Consider the following 18,373-nt stretch of genomic DNA (forward strand, 5'->3'; position numbering starts at 1 on the left):
CACCCTAGCCAAGTTCCAGAACATCGCGGGGGCGAATGGTGTCGAGCAGATTGGCGCAATGAGGTGCCAGGTCGGACCAACGATTGATGGCGCATTCCAGCACGACCAGCGTGCCAGTGGGGAATTTCTCCGAGATACGATCAAGCGCCCGCGGCTCAGCAGAACCGATAAGCAGGCGCGTTAGATCTTCCATCACCGGGTTATGGCCGATGACCAAAGCGCGGTCGACGGCGCTCGGCAGCGCGCGGAGCATGCGCAGATACGCTGCCTCATTGCTTTCGTAGAGCGCTGGCGAAAGGGAAACTTCGCTCGGTGTCGGCAGCTCATCCAAGATTGGCAGAAGCGTTTGCCTGGTGCGTTTGGCGGTTGAACATCCAATCCAGTGCGGCTGCCAAGCGGCAATCAGTGGCGCCAATGCCCGAGCGGAGCGCTTGCCACGCTTGTTCAAAGGGCGGTCAAAATCGGCCAGTCCAGAGTCGTTCCAAGACGATTTGGCATGACGCATCAAGAGCAACGTCTTGCGGCCCGTAGGGGGTGTGGTGTCCATCTCATCCATGGCTACGGCTTAGCTGACAGGCGTCTAATTGGGAAGCGCGCACCCGGCTGGGCAAGCAGGGAAAAACTTGCCGGGCAGGGCGAGTTTTGCCGGATTGAAACGCGTCGGTCAGATCGCGCTCCCAGCTTAGTCTATTGAAAAATAATACTAAAAAACTCTGGCACGGATGCTGCATCTCTTCCCGCAGTTGACGTGTCCCTGCGCGGCAGGGGCCAAACCACAGACGATAAAGGCTAGGGCAGAGTTATGGGTATCTTTGGCGCACTGAACAATGCGGTGTCTGGTTTGCAGTCGCAGGCCTACGCATTGGAGCAAATCTCAGGCAACATCGCGAACTCGCAAACGGTTGGTTATAAGCGTGCAGAGACAAGCTTTGCCGATATGGTGGCTGATGCGGCGCCGCAGCGGCAGGTTCCTGGTGGTGTGACGGCATCGACCCGCGCGACCAACGATGTGCAGGGCTCAGTTCAGCGAAGCGACGTTGAAACCTTCATGGCGATCCAGGGCGACGGTTACTTCGTCGTTGCCCAACAAATTGGTGAGGTGGACAACCGCCCAGTTTTTGATGACACGGACGCTTACACCCGTCGCGGTGATTTTGAGATTGATCGGTCAGGCTATTTGGTGAATGGCGCAGGGTATTTCCTGCAAGGTCTGCCGATTGATCCGACCACCGGTAACCCGCAAGGTTCTGCCCCTGAAACTGTTCAAATTCAGAGCGATTTCTTGGCGGCTCTGCCAACAACGCAGATCGATTATCGGGTCAACCTGGCTCGTTTTCCGCTGACCGCTGACGCTGATGTTGATGTGCCGGGCTCAGAGCTTCTCGACCCCACCGATTTCACCAATGACCCAACGGTTGTGCCTGCAACAGCAACAGATGGCTTTATCCAGGCCGCTGATGTTCCGGTGTTCTTACAAAACACGGTGGCTGGCGGTGCGACGACTGTGTTTGATGAGTCCGGTGCGCCTGTGAACATTCAGTTCCGTTGGGCGAAAACTGCCTCTGTCGGCAATGGCGATCCGGCTGATCAGTGGCAGCTTTATTATCTTAGCGATTCAACGGCTACCGGCACTGACCCAGCTTGGCGCAGCACAGAAACAACATACACCTTTGCCACTGATGGCACGATGACGGCACCAACAACGGATCCAGTCGTCAACTTCCAGATCAATGGTTCGACGCTCAACAGTGTGCGCATGCGCCATGACAGCGATGGCGTGACACAGTTCTCTGATCCAAGTGGTAACGCTCAGCTGACCAGCCTGAGCCAAAACGGCTATGCCGCAGGTGAGCTGATCGGTGTTTCTATCTCTGAAGCTGGACGCGTCGTGGCGGCCTATTCGAACGGCCAGGTGGTTGATATCGCCGAAGTTGCCATTGCCACCTTTAACGGTGACTCACAGCTACGCAAAACCGAGGGCGGGGGATTCCTTGCCACCCGAGAGTCGGGTGACCCAATCCTGGTGGATGCCAGTGATGTGGTCGGCAGTGCCTTGGAGATGTCGAACGTCGATATCTCCAATGAGTTCACCAAATTGATCGTGACCCAGCAGGCCTACTCGGCCTCCACCCGCATCGTCTCTGTGTCCGATGAAATGATGCAGGAGGTGCTGGGTATGGTCCGTTAGGGCCGCCTCCCAGCTTGGTTCAACGGGTATAGAGTAAGGGCAGCAGAATGGGTGTTTACGGCGCGCTTGGCGCTTCACTTTCAGGATTGTCGGTCACCAAGGCACAGCTTGATGTCTTGGCGGTCAACATCTCCAATGCAGATACGCCTGGCTATACCCGCAAGAGCCTATCTCAATCGACCACAATTGCTGGTGATCGGGTTATCGGTGTTCGCACTGAGTCTCTTGATCGGCAACTTGATGTGCTGTTGCAAAAGCAAATTCGCTCCGAACTTGGCGCGTCGGGCTATGTGCAAACCACGGCGAGCTATCATGATCGTTTGAACGCCATGATGGGCCAGCCAGGCTCTGCCAGTGCTTTCGATACGCTGGTGAGTAACTTTTCCACCAGCCTCTCCACGCTCAGCGATAACCCGTCCTCTTTCACCGCACAGCAGGCGGTGATCGGCGATGCACAGGTGCTGGCGCAAACGCTGAACTCAATGAGCGATGACATCCAGCAGCTGCGTACCGAGGCAGAGCAGGGCATCGCTGAGAGTGTGCGCAACATCAACGATGCGCTGCAACGTATCGAAGACGTCAACAACACCATTTTGGGTGTTGCCGGTGACTTTAAGATTCCAGCCGATCTTCTCGATGAGCGTGACCGCCATATCGACGCCCTGGCGAAGGAAATCGATATTCAGGTGATTGAGCAACAAAATGGCTCGGTTTCGATCTTCACAAACTCGGGCATTTCGCTGTTCACTGGTGAAGCGCAGACGCTTGAATTTGATCAAGTGGCCAAGCTCACCCCGTTGTCGCAATATTCAAGCATCCCAAGCGAACGTACGGTTGGCACGGTGAGCATTGGCTCGCTGGGCAGTGACTCCATCGATCTGCTGGCAGGCAACAACATTCGTTCAGGTCGTTTGGCCGCTTTTGTTGAGCTGCGCGACGACACGTTGGTGGAGATGCAAAACCGGCTGGATGAGTTCGCGCATCATTTGGCACTTTCAATGTCAACGGTGACGCAAGAGAGTGCAGCGCTCGATCCGATCCCTGGCGACACCAACGCCGACCTTGGCGGAACAGGTGCGTTTGCGCCGATCGACTTCACCAACGCCGGTTCCAATGACGGCACTATCTCATTTGACCTGACCATTGATGGCGTGACCCAGACGGTCGATATCACCTATGCCGAAGCCGCTGCCGGTGCCGTTGACCCCGCAGCAGTCACGCAAGCGGAGCTGGTGAACCTTATCAACCAAGAAGCCAACACCGCGTTCTCGACTGTTGGCGTGACCTATGCTGCCGCTGACGGCACCGCGATTGATTTACGCTCTGGTACAACCGGTGCCGGCTCCAACGTTGGGGTCGCCTCCTACACCGAAGCGAACCTTGCTGGCACGACCACGCTCGCTAATGGCACCGCGACCGGTGGTTCGGCTTTTGATGGATTGCAGGTTGATCTAACGAACATTCAGCCTGGCAATCAGGTCTCATTGAATGTCACGGACAATGTGGCATCCTCCACCCAGCAGATCACGCTGGTGCATGTGACGGATCCGGCATCTTTGCCGCTGGACAATGACCTGACCACCAATCCCAACGATCTGGTCATCGGCGTTGATCTCACCGACCCGGCCGCCGTCGAGGCTGCGCTGGCGGCCAATGGCATCGGCCTTACAGTTGGAACCGGCACGGGCGGTGCGTTGCAGTTCATTGATGATGGTGCGGCTGGCCAATACGACATCAACTCCCTGTCTGCGCGCGTGTCTGTGACGGATCTGCAAAGTGGATCTGCACAGTTGCCAATGTTCAATGATGGTATTGAGAATAATGGCTTTTACACCAACAGCCAGGACGGCCAGGATCAGAAAGTTGGCTTTTCCGCCCGTATTCAGCTCAACACTGGAATCTTGAGCGATCCATCCGTTCTTTCCAAAATGACGCCCACCACTGCCTCTGGGGATGCAACGCGCGCGACCTATCTCTACGAGCAGTTCACCTCCACGCAGTTTGGCGTGGATGCGAACACGGGCATCGGATCAGAAGCCAATCCGCTTGAGATCAGCCTGGCATCCTTTGGCCGGGAGATTGTCAACAAGACGGCGTTTGATGCCGCCGCAGCACAACGTGCGCAGGAAGGCCAAGACATCGTTACCAACGGCCTCTTGGCCCGCCAAAGCGCGGAGTCTGGCGTCAACATTGACGAAGAAATGGCCCGTCTCACCGAACTTCAGGCTGTCTACGCCGCCAACGCTCAAGTGATGAGTGCCGCGCGCGAGATGATGGACCTGTTGCTCAACATTTAAAGGAGCGTATCGCAATGACCGTGAATTCCGTCACGCAGACCTCCATCAACACCGATCGGATGCTTTCGCTGCGTTCGCAGCTTGATAACCTTCAGCGGCAGCTGGGCACAGGCATGCGCGCCGACAACTATGCCGATCTGGGTTCCTCGCGGTCCACATCGCTGACTTTTCGTGCCGAGCGTGCGGCCCTTGATGGCTTCCAAGCTGCAATCGAGCGCACCGAAGTCACGTTCTCCCTTATGTCGAAAACGCTTGAGCGCTTGGACGAGATTGCCAGCGACATGAAGGGTGATGCGCTGCCAACATCGTTCGTGATCCAGAACGGTGATCGCACCACGGCTCAGGTTTCGGCAGAGTATCGCTTTTACGAGACGGTGACCCTGCTTAACTCCGATATTGAGGGGCAGTATCTGTTCTCCGGGCTATCAACCGACACTGAGCCCGTGGCACCCGCCGCCGACATCATGGAAGGTGCTGGCGCGCGTGATGGGTTTAAGCAGGTGCTCGATGAGCGCCAAGAAGCCGATCTGGGCGGCAGCCTTTCTGATCCACTGCTGACAGGTCGGCTTGATCTGGCAACTGTGGGCACCACGACTTCACTCACCGAGGCTGGCGGTGATGTTTTTGGCTTCCAGCTGGATACCGTGGCTGGTGCGTCTTCTTCATCGCCATCGATCACGACAACTGGCCCTGCCGGTGCCCCAGAGGCTCTAAGCTTTGATGTGACAGGGGCCGTGGATGTTGGTGAGACGGTGCGTTTCGCCGTCACGATGCCTGACGGCACGCGCGAAGATATAACGTTGACGGCGGCCAACAGCTGGGAAGATGGTGAGAATGTCTTCCAAGTCGATGCCAATCCAGCCGCAACAGCAGCGAACCTCGGCGTTGCGATCCGCGATGCCATTGATCATCTGGCGCGCACCGATCTCGCTGCGTCTTCAGCGGTGCGGGCAGGGCAGGACTTTTTTGACAACAACCCTCCATTGCGTGTGGTTCCCGATGCACTGAACGGTATTGCAGGCGCAACCAGCACGGTTGCCGACGCGACCAACACGGTGATCTGGTACCAGGGTGAGGATGGCCCGTTGGATGCGCGTTTGACCAACACAACGCGCGTTGATGATGGCGTGCAGGTTGCCTATGGCGCCCGTGCCAATGAGGAGGCCTTGCGCACCACGCTGCGAGAGCTGGCTGTGTTCTCGGCCCAAAGCTTTGATGTCGATGATCCGTCTGCTGCTGACCGCTACACCCAAGTCGCTGGACGCACACGAGAGAATTTGGATGATCCTTCGGGCGGAACCCTGCCACGATCTGTTGCGCTGGAGGTTGGTACCGCATCAACGCTGGTGGAGGCGACCAAAGAGCGTCACATTGCAACCCGTGCGGTCTTCAACGATATCTTGGCGGGAACAGATGGGATCACACAGGAAGAAGTGGCGGCCAAGCTGCTGAACATTCAAACGCGACTTGAAGCCTCCTATTCAGTCACCGCCTTGCTCCGTGATCTCTCTCTGGTGAACTACCTTTAATAAGCAGGTTTAAGTTTTCACCCGACAGATACAAAAAACCCGGCGAAATCGCCGGGTTTTTTCTTGGAATAGGGTGTGGTGACCTAAGCAGCTGATGGTGGCTGCGTCTCAGCGCTTTCAATGCTTGCATCATCTTCGTCGACGCCGCGAAGGCCTGCTGCGATCTCTTTGTTGATGGATATGAGGCTACGAAGCTTGGCGGCTTCGGGCTTCATTTGAATTTTCAGTGTGTGGTTGAAAACAAAGAAGCCCAGATTGGCAACGTTTTGCGCGACGGGCTTTGGCAATGGGCTGTCCTCGGCAGTTACCGCATCAAGGAACACCGCCCAAAGACGTCGGTTGTAGAGGAGGGCATCGTTGAGGGTTTCTTGAAGGTCATCCCAATTGTCGTAGATGGTCTGCAACTGCGAAGCTGATTTCATCAGCAAATGCGCTTCCAGGTCACGTGGTTGGACCGTCGCCTGTGTCGTGCGCCCGTAAGCCGCCGCCGCTGAGTGTTGCATCCTTCAATCGCTCCTCTTCGTGCGAAATCAAAGCCTTAGCTTCTCTTAACGCTTTGTAGAGGTCACCCGTTAATATTTTGTTATTGATGCGCTCGATGATTCCAGCGCTTGAAGGGGCGGCGTTCATGAAGTCTTTGCTGAGCGCCAAAAAGCCATCCGCGTGGCTGTCGATGTTGCCGTCCAAGTACATCAGTTGAACGGCGAAATAGACGCGCTTGGCCGGCGTGTCGGCCGTCTCTGCGGTCAGGATGTCCTTTTCCCGCAGAATGGGCGCATCGCCTTCGATAAACAGCCGGGTACGCTGATTGTCGTTGGTGATGACACAGTCGCCCAAGATAATGCGTTCGCCGGGCTTCAGTTCTACTTTTAGGGCCATTCTAGCCTACTCCATCGCCAGTGATTCTGCGGCGCTGCCAATCTACCACGCTTTGCCGGTTTCCCGGTCAAGGAGGTGGTTTGGTGTGACGAGCCTACGCCAGCGGAGCTGAAGGACGGGTAGGGACGGACGCTCTGAGTTGAAGGGTCCGATTAACGCTTGAGCAATAATGCGAGCGCCCAGCAAAAAGGGCGATGCCGTAGCACCGCCCTTCTGAGAAGACTTAGTAGGAAGGCTGGTCTTAGAAGAGACGCAGCACGTTCTGGTCGGCCTGCGAAGCGAGCGACAGAGCGGTCGAAGACAGCTGCTGGCGGGTTTGCAGGGCCAGAAGGTTCGCACCCTCTTCGTTGGTGTCGGCCAGCGTCAGGTTGGCAGCACCGGTTTCCAGCGTGTTGATCATCGACTTGGTGAAATTCTCGCGAGTCTCAACGATGGAGAGGTTGGAACCAAACTCAGAAGCCTGCGAACGCAGTGAACTGATGGCGGTGTCCAAGGTATCTAGCGTGCTGTTGATGCTTGCATCGGTGTCCAAACCTGTTGAGGCAAGCTCACTCAGACCGAGACCTGTAGCATCAAAAGAGACACCTGTGATCGACAGAGTGGACGAGCCATCTTCGTTGAAGATCACCGAAAGATCATCACCATCAAGGAGGTTCACACCATTGAAGCCTGAATCTTCGGCCAATTCGTCGATCTGACCCATCAGTTCGTTGTACTGCGTTACGAACTCACCGCGCTCAGTATTGACCGTAGAGGTTGGTGCTGTTGTCCCGGCAGTCAGGCCAGCAGCGGCTGCACCTGCGCCAGCGATGACGATGGAATCATCGGTGTTGCTGGCTTCGACTTCAACACGGCCATCGGTGGCGTCATAGGTCACACCAGCCACCGAACTCAGTGCTGTTGTCAGCTGTTCAACAGAGTTGATGCTGGACAGATCGATCGTTGAGGCAGCTGCACTGCCGAACTGAACGGTGAAGCTGTCGCTTGATGCAGCCAGAGCAGCGTTGGTCGCGGTTGTGGTGCCGGCCGTTAGACCTAAGGCGGTCAAGTTGCCCGCGTCACCGCCAATCACGATGTCATCAGTCGTGTTGTTGGCCTGAAAGGTGACATTGTTTGAGCCATCAACCGAAGCCGTCACACCGGTCAGTGCGCCCAAGGCCGTTTCCAAATCAGCACGGGTTTCAATGTTGCCGGAGCCAAAGGTCAGCGTTTCCGAGCCAACTGTGATAGAGCCGGTGAGGGCACCAATTTGAGCGTTGGTTGGATCGGCGGACGTTGTCGTGCCGAATAGATCGCCGGCTGCTGTACCTGAAACAGCGATGGTTGTCGTGTTGTCATCGGCGGTGATGGTGAAGTTACCACTTCCGTCGAAGCCAACTGTTTCGGTGCCGCTGGTTGCAGTGCGAACCGCAGTTTGCACCGCTGTTCCAATGTCAGCAATTGTCTCAGCGCCAGAGATATCGATGACAGTTACACCGCCTGCGCCCGAACCACCGTCACCTGCGGTGTCCAGTTCAAAGGTCACAGCAGTTGGGCCGGAGCCGTCGTCAACGGTTACGGTGAAGGACTCATCATCGCCTACACCAGACAGCGTTGTACCAGCATCTTCATCACCGGCTGTCACAGAACCAGGGAATGCAACTGTGCCGGTGAGCACAGCTGCTGAGTCAGCTGTTATCGTGGCTGTACCAGTTGTCGTCGCAGCCGTGTCGTTCGCAAGAGCCGAACCGTTGACCAAAGCGGCTGTTTCCACTGTTCCAGGTGTTTGAAGCGCCTGACGTGCAGTTGCCTGTGCAGACTCAACCAGTTTGGTGATGGCTTCAATACCATTATCGGCTGCTTCCAGAGTCTGCGTGGCGTTGGAAACACCATCCAGCAAACGACCCAGATCGCTGGCGCGGCTGTTCAAAGCGGAAGCGGTGAAGAAGTTGGTTGGGTTGTCGAGAGCTGAGTTCACTTTCAGGCCGGTCGCCAAACGCTCTTGCGTCTTCGACATCAAGTCTGCGGTGTTCTGCAGCGAGAGGAGGTTGGAGCGTACGGCGCTCGAGAGAGTGATATCTGACATAATTGATCCTTTCCTAGGGTCCAACACGCCTCATTCTGGGCGTTACATCACCATGGCCTTGGAAACGATAAAAGGTGGTTAACGGGTAACCATACCCAATCAGAAACTCTTACAGATCATTGATCATGTCCATTAACTGACTGATTTTGAATGACTTTCAGGCAGCAAAAAAAAGGGCGGCGCCGAAGCGCCGCCCTCTGGCAGAAAGTGTGAAGGGTAGGGCGTCTTAAAGCAGACGCAGCACGTTCTGGTCAGCTTGCGAGGCGAGCGACAGAGATGTCGAAGACAAGCTCTGGCGGGTTTGCAGGGCCAAAAGGTTCGCACCCTCTTCGTTGGTGTCGGCCAGCGTCAGGTTGGCAGCACCGGTTTCCAGCGTATTGATCATCGACTTGGTGAAGTCTTCGCGAGTCTCAACGATGGAGAGGTTGGAACCAAACTCAGAGGCCTGCGAGCGCAGTGAACTGATGGCAGAGTCCAGCGAGTCTAGCGTGCTGTTGATGCTTGCATCGGTGTCTAAACCTGTTGACGCAAGCTCGCTCAGGCCGAGACCGGCGGCATCGAAAGAGACACCTGTGATCGACAGAGTGGACGAGCCATCTTCGTTGAAGATCACCGACAGATCATCGCCATTGAGCAAGTTGACGCCGTTAAAGCCAGCATCTTCAGCCAGTTCGTCGATCTGACCCATCAATTCGTTGTACTGCGAGACGAACTCACCGCGTTCAGCATTGACCTCAGAGGTTGGTGCTGTTGTCCCAGCGGTCAGACCAGCAGCAGCTGCGCCGGTACCAGCAATCACGATGGAATCATCGGTGTTGCTTGCTGTGATCTCAACGCGGCCATCGGTGGCATCATAGGTAACGCCGGAGACCGAGCTAAGAGCTGTTGTCAGCTCTTCAACAGAGTTGACGCTGGACAGATCGATCGTTGAGGCAGCTGCACTGCCAAACTGAACGGTGAAGCTGTCACTTGATGCCGCCAGAGCAGCATTGGTATCGGTATAAGTAGCACTGCCACCAAATTCGGCATTTCCAGTGCCGCTGATGGTCAGATCACCGGAGCCGACGCCGACGGTATTCACTGTAATGGTCCCTGAATCCAATGCGACTGTCGCATCTGAATCAATGTTGGCTTGCACGTCGCTTTGGATAGCACCAAGAGCGGTGTCGATATCAATGGCAGCGGCACCACCAGTTGTATTCAAAGCGATGGCAACGTTGGAACCCGATGCAGAATCGCCTTGGTTGGTCACGAACTCATACGTGCGGGACGTACCGCCGATATCGATTGTGAGCGTTTCACCAGAGGTGAAAACGGTATCTGAATCGTTGGAGCCTGTCAGACCGGTTGAACCGGTGGCGACTGCCGCGGTGTCGTTAGCCAGTGCAGATCCCTCCACGGAGGCTGCGGTTTCAACTGTACCTGGCGTTTGGAGAGCCTGACGGGCAGTCGCCTGCGCAGACTCAACCAGTTTGGTAATGGCTTCAATACCGTTGTCGGCAGCTTCCAGCGTTTGTGTGGCGTTGGAAACACCATCGAGCAAACGACCCAGATCACCGGCCCGGCTGTTCAGCGCAGACGCATTGAAGAAGTTGGTTGGGTTATCGAGGGCTGAGTTCACTTTAAGACCTGTAGCCAGACGCTCTTGCGTCTTCGACATGAGGTCTGCGGTGTTCTGCAAAGAGAGGAGGTTGTTGCGCACAGCGCTTGAGAGAGTAACATCAGACATTGTTGTACCTTTCCTAGGGTCAAAAAACGCCTCTTCCTGAAGCGTTCGAGCACCATGACCTGAGCCAGCTAAGAGCTGCTTAAGTGGAATGGTAAATTTTGAATGATTTTAGTCATTTAGCCGAGTTTTGGGGCTATGATTTCTGGTGTGTTAACAGCGACCATCTGGGTCATATTTGCTTAACCCTGACGCCCCAATGGCCAGACGCGTTTTCAAGCTGCTGTGGGTCTGCCGACAACAGCAAACACTTATCGTGCCCGGTAGAAAAGTTTGGCTGGGGAAGGTGGGTGTGTTCAGCGACAAAACCACGCCGCCGAATCGCCTGACAGGGACTTGGCTGGGTGCTGCCGTGGGGTAGAGTGCGCCCTAAACCGTACGACGGATCTCAGACACACCTTGCAACGCATCGTAACGGGCAATCGCACGCTGCTTAAGGATCGCATTGTTGGGGAACTGATGGCGCAGTTCGCCAGTGTCACCGGCGAGTGTCTGGATCACCAAAGAGCCGGTCGCTTCATGGGTTTTGACATCCCACTCCGACTGAGCCCGCAGCGCTTCCGCGTTGGCCTGCTGTCTGGCGCGGCGCGCTTCATCTTCGGCAATACGCTCATTGTTGGAGCGTGGTGTTTCTGCGCTTGGCTCAACGGCTTTTGGCTTTGGCAAATCAGTCGCGGCCGAACCGCGCTTTGCTTTGGGTTCGACAGCGGCAACAAGAGGCACAAAGCCCTGCGGTGCTCGCGTATCCATCGTCCTATCCTCGGTTACTCACTACAAGAGAGGCGAACTTGTCTCACTGTGAGTCAGGATAGGACGAACGCGTGAATCTTCGGTTAAGAATTCCGTTAGGTATTGTGCCGTAGCGGTAAGTGATCAAAGAGCACGATCAATGGAGATGGCTGCCGCTTGACCGCCGGACGTGATGGTTCCAGAAGCGCCATAGGTTTTTGGCTGGCGGCCGGCAGAAACCTTGTCGGAGAGGCGGGTGAGAAGATGCTCCGAGACCGCTTTGGCTGTTGATACTGTTGCCAGGTTCTTTTGCAGCTCGGTCTGAAACTCTTCGTTCAGTCGGCGCAGTTCATCCAGCTTCACTGGCACATAGCGCGAGATGATGTCTTTGTGCGTCTGAAGGTGCCCAAGTGCTGCGCGATAGGCGAACATCAACTCGTTTTTGGTGTCTTGATCGGTTGCGTCTTTTGAGAAGGAGCCATCGCGCAGTGCTTTGGTCTCGCGACGTAGATGTTGGGTGAGGGCGATCATCAAACCATGCAGGCGTTCGGCAAAGTTGGCAGCGCTTTCGCGGTCGGTGATCGGCACATCAGGCGTCAGAGGCGGTTGTGTCATGATGGTTACTCTAGTTCATCGTTTCTTGGATACGCAGCAGCTCTGAGCGAACTTGATCGGCAATGCCGATGCCGCCGGATGCCGCCATCTCTTTGGCGTACTCTTCAACGAGTAGGCCCTTCCACATTTTCTCCCCTTCGCCACCGCCAAAGGGTTCTGAGATTTCAACACCATCAAAGATGGGTTTCAGCATCGCCGTTAGCATCACCGCCTCGAACTCTTCGGCGGCTGCATTCACGGCTTCAGGATCACCTTGTGTGGCAGCTGCCATGCGGTGGAGTGATTGAGTTGACGGGCTTGCCAGAGCTGCAGCTTGGGTTTGCAGGGAGCTGTCCATTTACATCACCTCGATATCAGCTTGCAGCGCGCCGGCTGCTTTGATCGCATGGAGGATGGCGATCAGGTCCCGAGGGCCGATGCCCAACGAGTTGAGGCCATCTACCAGTTCGCGGAGCGTCACCGTTTGCTCAACAATGCCGAGTTGGGTCTCTTGACCTTCCACCACGTCAATGGCGGTGCGTGGAACGACAACTGTTTCACCGCCTTCAGCAAAGGGCAGGGCTTGGCTGACTTGCGGTTCTTCGGTGATGGTTACGGTTAAGTTGCCTTGTGCGATCGCGACTGTTGAGACGCGAACATCGCGGCCAAGTACGATGATACCGGAGCTTTCATCGACAACGATGCGGGCGGTTTGATCGGGCTCGATGAGTAGCTGCTCAATGTCAGTGAGCAGTTCAACCATGGATGTCTGGTAGTGCGAGGGCAGGGTGAGTTGAACCGTGCCAGGATCGGTGCTGACAGCCAGCTCTTCCCCCAACAAGGCATTGATTGCCAAAGCCATCCGACGCGCTGTTGTCAGATCAGGGTTGCGCAAGGCTAGGCGAATTGAACTCATGTTGGCGAGGTCGAAATGCACCTCTCTTTCCACAAGGGCACCGTTGGCGATGCGGCCAGTGGTCGGTACGCCTCGGGTGATGGATGCCGCTGCTCCACCAGCTTCGAAACCGGCAATTGCCACCGGGCCTTGTCCGATGGCGTAGACCTCGCCATCAGCGCCCAAAAGAGGGGTTACCAGCAGTGTGCCGCCTTGAAGGCTGTCGGCATCACCAAGCGCGGAAACAGTGATGTCGATCCGCGTGCCTTGGGTGGCAAAGGGTGGGAGATTGGCGGTGACCATCACCGCGGCAACATTGGCTGTGCGCAATTCAGCGCTGGGTGTGTTGACGCCCAGCCGCTCTAGCATGGCGCGCAGAGATTGCCTGGTAAAAGGCGCGTTGTTGAGTGTGTCGCCAGTACCGTTGAGACCAACCACCAGGCCATAGCCAACCAGTTGGTTTTCTCGAACGCCCTCGAAATCGGCGATATCTTTGATGCGTGACGTGGCGCCTGCGGGAATCGCCAGCGCAATGGTCAGCGCAATCGCAAACAGAAGGGTGGTGATAGACAGGATATGGGCGCGCATGTGCGGTTCCTAATGGCAACGGTTTGCTGTCTTTCGCTACAAGAGCCGTGCCAACGTGTCCCGAACACGCTAGCCTTTTGATTTATCGATGTAAAATTGAGGCAAAGGCGGCGCTGAAGAGGCGGCAATATGGTCAAGGCATGGCGAGGCTTGCCTTGAAGTCGGCCAAATCTGCCGAGCTTTTAAGGTTTGGTTAACCAAAATGGCAGAACAAAGGGTGGGGTTGAGGAACTGGGCTGGAGGGCCTTATGCGGGTCGAAGGACCAAAGACATCCACAGGTGCTGGCAAGACGCGCAAAAACAGCAGTGCGGCGAGCGGTTTCTCCGTTCCTTCGCAAGGCAGTGATGCAACCAGCGCTTCCTCCACTGTCCCTAGCGGTGTCGCTGGCGTTCAAAGCCTTGATGCGATCCTAGCCCTGCAATCTGTGGATAATCCGGAAGATCGCGAACGGCGTGCTGTGCGCCATGGGCATGATCTGTTGGACCAATTGGAAGCGCTTCGTGCCGACCTGTTAGCAGGACATGTTTCACCGCAGCGTGTTGGCTCTCTTCTTTCCCTTGTTCGTGCAAAACAAGGTGCTGATGATCCAAAACTCGTTGTGTTGATTGATGATATCGCGCTGCGGGCCCGGGTCGAGTTGGCCAAGCTTGGGATCGACGCTTAGCACGTCGAAAACCTCGATCGATTATCATATTTTTGTCGTGTTGGTTTTGCTAACAGCCTCATACCGGGTTCACATATCGCTCGCGCACGCGTTGCTTGTAGCGTGCGAAGCTATGGCGTATAGGCTGCCGAAACTTCAACCTTGGCGATAGGCCGAATCTGGGCGGAGGGAGCGTTATGTTGGACGTACAAGATGACTACCGGCCATCTGAGGATGAGCCGTTTATGAATGAGCGGCAGCGCAATTACTTTCGAAAGAAGTTGATTGCCTGGAAAGATGACATACTGGCCGAGGCGCGCGACACGCTGGCCCACATGCAGGACGATACGGTCAATCACCCCGACCTCACTGATCGCGCCTCATCTGAGACTGATCGCTCGATTGAGCTGCGGGCGCGTGACCGCCAGCGCAAGCTGATCTCTAAGATCGATGCGGCATTGCGGCGGCTCGATGATGGAACGTATGGGTTCTGTGAGGAAACTGGCGATCCGATTACATTGAAACGCTTGGACGCCCGACCCATCGCGACGCTTTCGTTGGAAGCGCAAGAGGCTCACGAGCGCCGCGAAAAGGTTTATCGCGACGATTGATCTTATCGCTTGATATTCAACGCAATAAGGCGCGGCATCTGTTCTGAATGCCGCGCCTTTTTTGTCTGACATGCGGTGTGATGGGCCGAAAAATTGGGGAGCTTCAGCCCATCTTTGGAGAGGGCATGCCAGGGGTGGAGGTCGTCAGGTTGGGGGCCCAGTGACCTCCGCCAATTTGACCGCTTTGTCTAGAACGGCATTAGGATGTCAAAGAGTTGTTGCCCGTAACGTGGCTGCTGGACATCGGTGATCTGCCCGCGTCCACCGTAGGCGATACGTGCCTCGGCAATCTTTGAGGATTCGATGGTGTTGGAGGCATCGATGTCCTCAGGACGAACCACACCGGCGACGATGAGCTCGCGTACCTCAAAGTTCACGCGAACCTCTTGCCGACCTTCAATGACCATGTTGCCATTGGGAAGAACTTGCGTCACCACCGCCGCAACCGTGGTGGTGAGGCGCTCTGATCGGTTAACCGAGCCTTGGCCGTTGGAGGAAGAATCGGAGTCAAAATCCGCAATGGTCTCGGCCGTCGCTCCAAGTTCGGATGGAATGATTCGATCGAGCGTGGTGCCGATGAATGCACCGCCACCAAGTTGCTCGGTGGAGGAGCGGGTGCGTGCCGTCTGGTTGGCAATCTGTGCGCTGTCCGTGATATCGACCTGCACTGTCACCAGGTCACCAACACGCGAGGCACGCTGATCGTTAAAGAAAGCCCGTGAGCCGGAGCGCCACAGCGAGTTTGGGCTATAGGTCGCCACCATCGGCTCAGGCATTGGCATCGAAACCGGGCGGTAGCCGGGCTGTGTGGTTGGGTTTTCGATCGCTGAGAGCGCTGGTTGTTCACCAATGTTGGCAACACGGTCTGCAGCTGAACAGCCAGCCAATGCGAGCCCTGCAAGGGTCAGAACGGCAAGACGCTGATAGTTTGAAAAAAGGCTCATTGGATGCGCTCCGCCGTCGCAGTGTTTGAAGAAAGAAGATCAGTTGAAGCGGCGATGTCCTGCATAGGGCCAAGGACATGGACCAACCCGTGACCGGCCACGACGCCGCGCACAACGCGATCAGACTGTAGATTCATAACGTCGATGGACTGGCCCTCGGCTCCCTCGTCCATGGCGCGGGCGCGCACCGTGAGAGCAAGCGCCCCATGGCGGTAGACCAGTGTCACCAGGTCCTGCCGTTCGACCATCAGTGGGGCCGTCAAGTCATCTGGATTGAGCGGTGAACCAGCGCGAAGCGAACGCTTTGCAGCTTGGCCTATGATATCGGCGTTTTCCAACAGAGTTGGTGTTCCCATTGTGCGGCTGAACGGAACATCTTGCAGGCGCAAGTCCGAAGCCCGCACAACATCGCCGCGCGCTAAGGCGCGTCCAAGAACGGGCACCATAACCCGGTGCTCAGCACGGCCATCAAGGCGTGCGATTTCTTGGCCTGATGGGGTTCGGATGAGCGCTGAAAAGCGCTCTGAACGTCCTGATGGAGCAACAAGCAGATCCACCACCAAGCGGTTCGCAATCTCTGTCGCGATTGTTGTTGGTGAGGGGTTGCTGGTCAGTGTGATCGCGTAGCGACCGGGGTTCTCACCATACAGACTGCTCAACTGCGTTTGCAGCGCGTCCCGCACCAACTGTTCGAAGTCCATAACGTTCAAACGGACACCAGCGCGTTCAACAGAAATCTCAGTCAGCCCGGCCAAGTCAACGATGTCGAGCCCAGCTTGGCGTGCAGCATCCAAAACGGTGTGCGCTTGAACACGACCACGAGTGCCTGGAGCGGGAGCGCGAAAAACGGGTGTTTCAGCGTACATTCCGGCGTGATCAAAAAGGTCGCCAAGTGTGACCAGGTCGGATGTCACGATGACCTGTGGACGCAGCATCGGCAGTGGCGCATCGAATTGATCGGAGATGCGCGCGCCGATGGTCGACTGGGCGGCGGAAAACGGGGCGGCCACGAAGAAAAAGAGCAGGGCCAGGAGCAAGCGGGTGATCATGGTTCAACCCTCCCTTAGCGCATCATTTGCGAGGTGTTTGACAGCATCTCATCAGCTGCCCGCACCACGCGTGCGTTCATCTCATAGGCGCGTTGAGCGGCGATGAGATCGGAGATTTCGGTCACCGAGTTCACGTTGGCGAGCTCAATGTAGCCTTGGCGGATCGAGCCAAAGCCTTCATCCGTCGGATTACCGGTCACCGGCGCGCCGCTGGAGGCTGTTTCGGTGAACAGATTGTCGCCGATGGCTTGCAACCCGCTTTGGTTGATGAAACGGGCAAGCTGTACTTGGCCGATTGTCGTTGCCGTGCCTCCGGTGCCCAAAACGGCGGTGACCGTGCCATCAACCCCGATGGCCAAACCACGCGCATTTTCCGGGATGGTGATACCGGGCTCCACGGTGAAACCATCGGCTGTCACAAGTGTTCCGGTGGCATCGCGCTCAAAGGTGCCCGCGCGGGTGTACGCCGTACCCCCGTCTGGCAGTTGGATCTGGAAAAACCCGTCTCCTGAGATCGCCATGTCGAGCTCTTTGTCGGTCGGCTGAATGGAGCCTTGGCTCATGATGCGTGGCGTGGCGGCGGTCATGACGCCTGAACCGATCTGAACGCCTGATGGCAGGATCGTGCCCTGCTCAGACGTTTCTGCTCCAACACGGCGCAGGTTTTGGTAGAGAAGGTCCTGAAACTCAGCACGCTGCTTCTTGAAGCCTGCTGTGCGCATGTTGGCGATGTTGTTGGAGATGACCTCCACATTCGTTTCCTGGGCCATCATGCCTGTGGATGCGATGTAAAGCGCTTGCATTGACGTGATCTCCTAGGCGCTTAGCTCAGACGACCAAGAAGGCGGATAGCCTCCTGGCGCATCTGATCAGATTGGCGAAGCATGTTGGATTGCATTTCGTAGGCCCTCTGGACCTCAACCAAACGCGACATTTCCCGCACCGGTTGAACATTGGAGGTCTCGATCACGCCTTGTGTTAGGCGGACACTCGGGTCGGGGTCGGCAACTTCTGGTGCTGCGAAAAGGTTGTAGCCAACTTTCTCCAACGTCTGCTCGCTAGCGAACGAGACCAGTTGCAGCGTGCCGCGACCGCCAGCGTTGGTGGTGATTTGGCCTGTCCCGGTGATGGTGATGTCGCTGTCAGCAGGCGTGAAGAGGATCGGCGTACCGCCGAGCGAAATGACCGGGTGGCCACTTTGCGTGACCAGTTGGCCCTGATTGTTGATTTGCAACGCACCGTCGCGGGTGTAGCGGATGCCCTGTGGCGTCTCGACGGTAAGATACCCGCCAGGCGAAAGGGCAACGTCCAGTTCGTTGCCTGTCATTTCGCGTGCGCCGGGCTGCGTATCGCGGTAGGTCGCCCAGTCTTGTACGAAGGCTACATCGTGATCGCGATGTTGAAACGCCGAAGCTTCAGCGCGTGGCATCAAATAGTCTTCAAATGCGACACGCTCAGCCTGAAAGGCATTGGTGTTCATGTTCGCCAAATTGTTGGCGATGACGTCCAGTTCGCGCCGTAAGGCTACCTCGCGGGACAATCCAACAAGCTGAGCATTCATCATGACGGGCGATTCCTCTCCATGAATCGTTAAGACACACCGCCAAAATCCGGTGATGTGGGTCTCATTCAGGT

The 18,373-nt window shown here is 56.4% G+C and carries 18 protein-coding genes; 5 read left to right on the forward strand and 13 right to left on the reverse strand.

What is annotated here, in order from left to right; all coding sequences use genetic code 11:
- Nucleotides 1–4: 4 nt before the first annotated feature.
- Nucleotides 5–547 carry a histidine phosphatase family protein gene (locus ABWH92_RS11435; RefSeq protein WP_375568449.1) on the reverse strand — a complete coding sequence of 181 codons (543 nt, stop codon included), beginning with the start codon at nt 545–547 and terminating at the stop codon, nt 5–7.
- A gap of 255 nt (nt 548–802) precedes the next feature.
- Here ABWH92_RS11435 and ABWH92_RS11440 point away from each other — a divergent pair, with 255 nt between their 5' ends.
- From ABWH92_RS11440 to ABWH92_RS11450, 3 genes are read left to right on the forward strand one after another with little or no spacing between them, the layout of a single operon-like run.
- Nucleotides 803–2,188 (forward strand): flagellar hook protein FlgE, encoded by a 1,386-nt coding sequence (locus tag ABWH92_RS11440; RefSeq protein ID WP_375568451.1) that lies wholly within the window; start codon nt 803–805, stop codon nt 2,186–2,188.
- Between the two features lie 47 nt (nt 2,189–2,235).
- Complete coding sequence (flgK, locus tag ABWH92_RS11445; protein WP_375568453.1) at nt 2,236–4,485, forward strand: flagellar hook-associated protein FlgK; 2,250 nt, start codon at nt 2,236–2,238, stop codon at nt 4,483–4,485.
- A gap of 14 nt (nt 4,486–4,499) precedes the next feature.
- Nucleotides 4,500–6,014 carry a hypothetical protein gene (locus ABWH92_RS11450; protein WP_375568455.1) on the forward strand — a complete coding sequence of 505 codons (1,515 nt, stop codon included), beginning with the start codon at nt 4,500–4,502 and terminating at the stop codon, nt 6,012–6,014.
- Between the two features lie 83 nt (nt 6,015–6,097).
- On the opposite strand, the gene flaF is transcribed toward ABWH92_RS11450, so the two are convergent.
- The 8 genes from flaF to ABWH92_RS11490 all read right to left on the reverse strand — a co-directional run bounded on the left by flaF (nt 6,098) and on the right by ABWH92_RS11490 (nt 13,490).
- Entirely contained in the window at nt 6,098–6,517 is a 420-nt protein-coding gene (gene flaF / locus ABWH92_RS11455) for a flagellar biosynthesis regulator FlaF (protein ID WP_375568457.1), read from the reverse strand.
- A complete protein-coding gene (gene flbT, locus ABWH92_RS11460; protein WP_375568459.1) occupies nt 6,456–6,893 on the reverse strand; it encodes a flagellar biosynthesis repressor FlbT in 438 nt (145 codons plus the stop codon). Before flbT ends, flaF begins: the two co-directional genes overlap by 62 nt.
- Before the next feature lie 241 nt (nt 6,894–7,134).
- On the reverse strand, nt 7,135–8,958 hold the full coding sequence (locus ABWH92_RS11465) for a flagellin (protein ID WP_375568461.1): 1,824 nt from the start codon (nt 8,956–8,958) through the stop codon (nt 7,135–7,137).
- A gap of 226 nt (nt 8,959–9,184) precedes the next feature.
- Nucleotides 9,185–10,687: a flagellin gene (locus tag ABWH92_RS11470; RefSeq protein ID WP_375568463.1), complete on the reverse strand. Its 1,503-nt coding sequence runs from the start codon at nt 10,685–10,687 to the stop codon at nt 9,185–9,187.
- A 366-nt stretch (nt 10,688–11,053) separates the two neighbouring features.
- Entirely contained in the window at nt 11,054–11,434 is a 381-nt protein-coding gene (locus ABWH92_RS11475) for a hypothetical protein (protein ID WP_375568465.1), read from the reverse strand.
- A gap of 123 nt (nt 11,435–11,557) precedes the next feature.
- Nucleotides 11,558–12,028, reverse strand: coding sequence for a hypothetical protein (locus tag ABWH92_RS11480; RefSeq protein ID WP_375568467.1), 471 nt, complete (start codon nt 12,026–12,028; stop codon nt 11,558–11,560).
- 10 nt (nt 12,029–12,038) lie between these two features.
- The gene (locus ABWH92_RS11485) at nt 12,039–12,365 is read right to left on the reverse strand and encodes a rod-binding protein (protein ID WP_375568469.1); all 327 of its coding nucleotides are present in this window, start codon (nt 12,363–12,365) and stop codon (nt 12,039–12,041) included.
- Entirely contained in the window at nt 12,366–13,490 is a 1,125-nt protein-coding gene (locus ABWH92_RS11490) for a flagellar basal body P-ring protein FlgI (protein WP_375568471.1), read from the reverse strand.
- Nucleotides 13,491–13,738: 248 nt separating this feature from the next.
- Here ABWH92_RS11490 and ABWH92_RS11495 point away from each other — a divergent pair, with 248 nt between their 5' ends.
- The gene (locus tag ABWH92_RS11495; RefSeq protein ID WP_375568473.1) at nt 13,739–14,155 is read left to right on the forward strand and encodes a flagellar assembly protein FliX; all 417 of its coding nucleotides are present in this window, start codon (nt 13,739–13,741) and stop codon (nt 14,153–14,155) included.
- A 176-nt stretch (nt 14,156–14,331) separates the two neighbouring features.
- Nucleotides 14,332–14,745 carry an RNA polymerase-binding protein DksA gene (dksA, locus tag ABWH92_RS11500; protein ID WP_375568475.1) on the forward strand — a complete coding sequence of 138 codons (414 nt, stop codon included), beginning with the start codon at nt 14,332–14,334 and terminating at the stop codon, nt 14,743–14,745.
- A gap of 188 nt (nt 14,746–14,933) precedes the next feature.
- Here dksA and flgH read toward each other — a convergent pair whose 3' ends face one another.
- Genes flgH through flgF form a run of 4 tightly spaced genes read right to left on the reverse strand, consistent with a single transcriptional unit; the run spans nt 14,934 to nt 18,302 of the window.
- On the reverse strand, nt 14,934–15,689 hold the full coding sequence (gene flgH, locus ABWH92_RS11505; RefSeq protein WP_375568477.1) for a flagellar basal body L-ring protein FlgH: 756 nt from the start codon (nt 15,687–15,689) through the stop codon (nt 14,934–14,936).
- Nucleotides 15,686–16,738 (reverse strand): flagellar basal body P-ring formation chaperone FlgA, encoded by a 1,053-nt coding sequence (gene flgA / locus ABWH92_RS11510; protein ID WP_375568479.1) that lies wholly within the window; start codon nt 16,736–16,738, stop codon nt 15,686–15,688. The genes flgH and flgA overlap by 4 nt, the downstream gene beginning before the upstream one ends.
- Nucleotides 16,739–16,752: 14 nt before the next feature.
- The gene (gene flgG / locus ABWH92_RS11515) at nt 16,753–17,541 is read right to left on the reverse strand and encodes a flagellar basal-body rod protein FlgG (protein WP_375568481.1); all 789 of its coding nucleotides are present in this window, start codon (nt 17,539–17,541) and stop codon (nt 16,753–16,755) included.
- Between the two features lie 20 nt (nt 17,542–17,561).
- Nucleotides 17,562–18,302 carry a flagellar basal-body rod protein FlgF gene (gene flgF, locus ABWH92_RS11520; RefSeq protein ID WP_375568483.1) on the reverse strand — a complete coding sequence of 247 codons (741 nt, stop codon included), beginning with the start codon at nt 18,300–18,302 and terminating at the stop codon, nt 17,562–17,564.
- Nucleotides 18,303–18,373: the final 71 nt, after the last annotated feature.

Source organism: Ahrensia marina (genome assembly GCF_042140245.1).
Taxonomy (GTDB): Bacteria; Pseudomonadota; Alphaproteobacteria; order Rhizobiales; family MH13; genus MH13.

Excerpts from the sequence above, each read along its gene's own strand:
- ABWH92_RS11435 (WP_375568449.1), bottom strand. The coding sequence starts at position 547 with ATGGACACCACACCCCCTACGGGCCGCAAGACGTTGCTCTTGATGCGT.
- ABWH92_RS11470 (WP_375568463.1), bottom strand. The coding sequence starts at position 10,687 with ATGTCTGATGTTACTCTCTCAAGCGCTGTGCGCAACAACCTCCTCTCT.
- flgG (WP_375568481.1), bottom strand. The coding sequence starts at position 17,541 with ATGCAAGCGCTTTACATCGCATCCACAGGCATGATGGCCCAGGAAACG.
- ABWH92_RS11480 (WP_375568467.1), bottom strand. The coding sequence starts at position 12,028 with ATGACACAACCGCCTCTGACGCCTGATGTGCCGATCACCGACCGCGAA.
- flgF (WP_375568483.1), bottom strand. The coding sequence starts at position 18,302 with ATGATGAATGCTCAGCTTGTTGGATTGTCCCGCGAGGTAGCCTTACGG.
- dksA (WP_375568475.1), top strand. The coding sequence starts at position 14,332 with ATGTTGGACGTACAAGATGACTACCGGCCATCTGAGGATGAGCCGTTT.
- flgH (WP_375568477.1), bottom strand. The coding sequence starts at position 15,689 with ATGAGCCTTTTTTCAAACTATCAGCGTCTTGCCGTTCTGACCCTTGCA.
- flaF (WP_375568457.1), bottom strand. The coding sequence starts at position 6,517 with ATGCAACACTCAGCGGCGGCGGCTTACGGGCGCACGACACAGGCGACG.
- ABWH92_RS11450 (WP_375568455.1), top strand. The coding sequence starts at position 4,500 with ATGACCGTGAATTCCGTCACGCAGACCTCCATCAACACCGATCGGATG.
- ABWH92_RS11485 (WP_375568469.1), bottom strand. The coding sequence starts at position 12,365 with ATGGACAGCTCCCTGCAAACCCAAGCTGCAGCTCTGGCAAGCCCGTCA.
- flbT (WP_375568459.1), bottom strand. The coding sequence starts at position 6,893 with ATGGCCCTAAAAGTAGAACTGAAGCCCGGCGAACGCATTATCTTGGGC.
- flgK (WP_375568453.1), top strand. The coding sequence starts at position 2,236 with ATGGGTGTTTACGGCGCGCTTGGCGCTTCACTTTCAGGATTGTCGGTC.
- ABWH92_RS11475 (WP_375568465.1), bottom strand. The coding sequence starts at position 11,434 with ATGGATACGCGAGCACCGCAGGGCTTTGTGCCTCTTGTTGCCGCTGTC.
- flgA (WP_375568479.1), bottom strand. The coding sequence starts at position 16,738 with ATGATCACCCGCTTGCTCCTGGCCCTGCTCTTTTTCTTCGTGGCCGCC.
- ABWH92_RS11495 (WP_375568473.1), top strand. The coding sequence starts at position 13,739 with ATGCGGGTCGAAGGACCAAAGACATCCACAGGTGCTGGCAAGACGCGC.
- ABWH92_RS11465 (WP_375568461.1), bottom strand. The coding sequence starts at position 8,958 with ATGTCAGATATCACTCTCTCGAGCGCCGTACGCTCCAACCTCCTCTCG.
- ABWH92_RS11440 (WP_375568451.1), top strand. The coding sequence starts at position 803 with ATGGGTATCTTTGGCGCACTGAACAATGCGGTGTCTGGTTTGCAGTCG.
- ABWH92_RS11490 (WP_375568471.1), bottom strand. The coding sequence starts at position 13,490 with ATGCGCGCCCATATCCTGTCTATCACCACCCTTCTGTTTGCGATTGCG.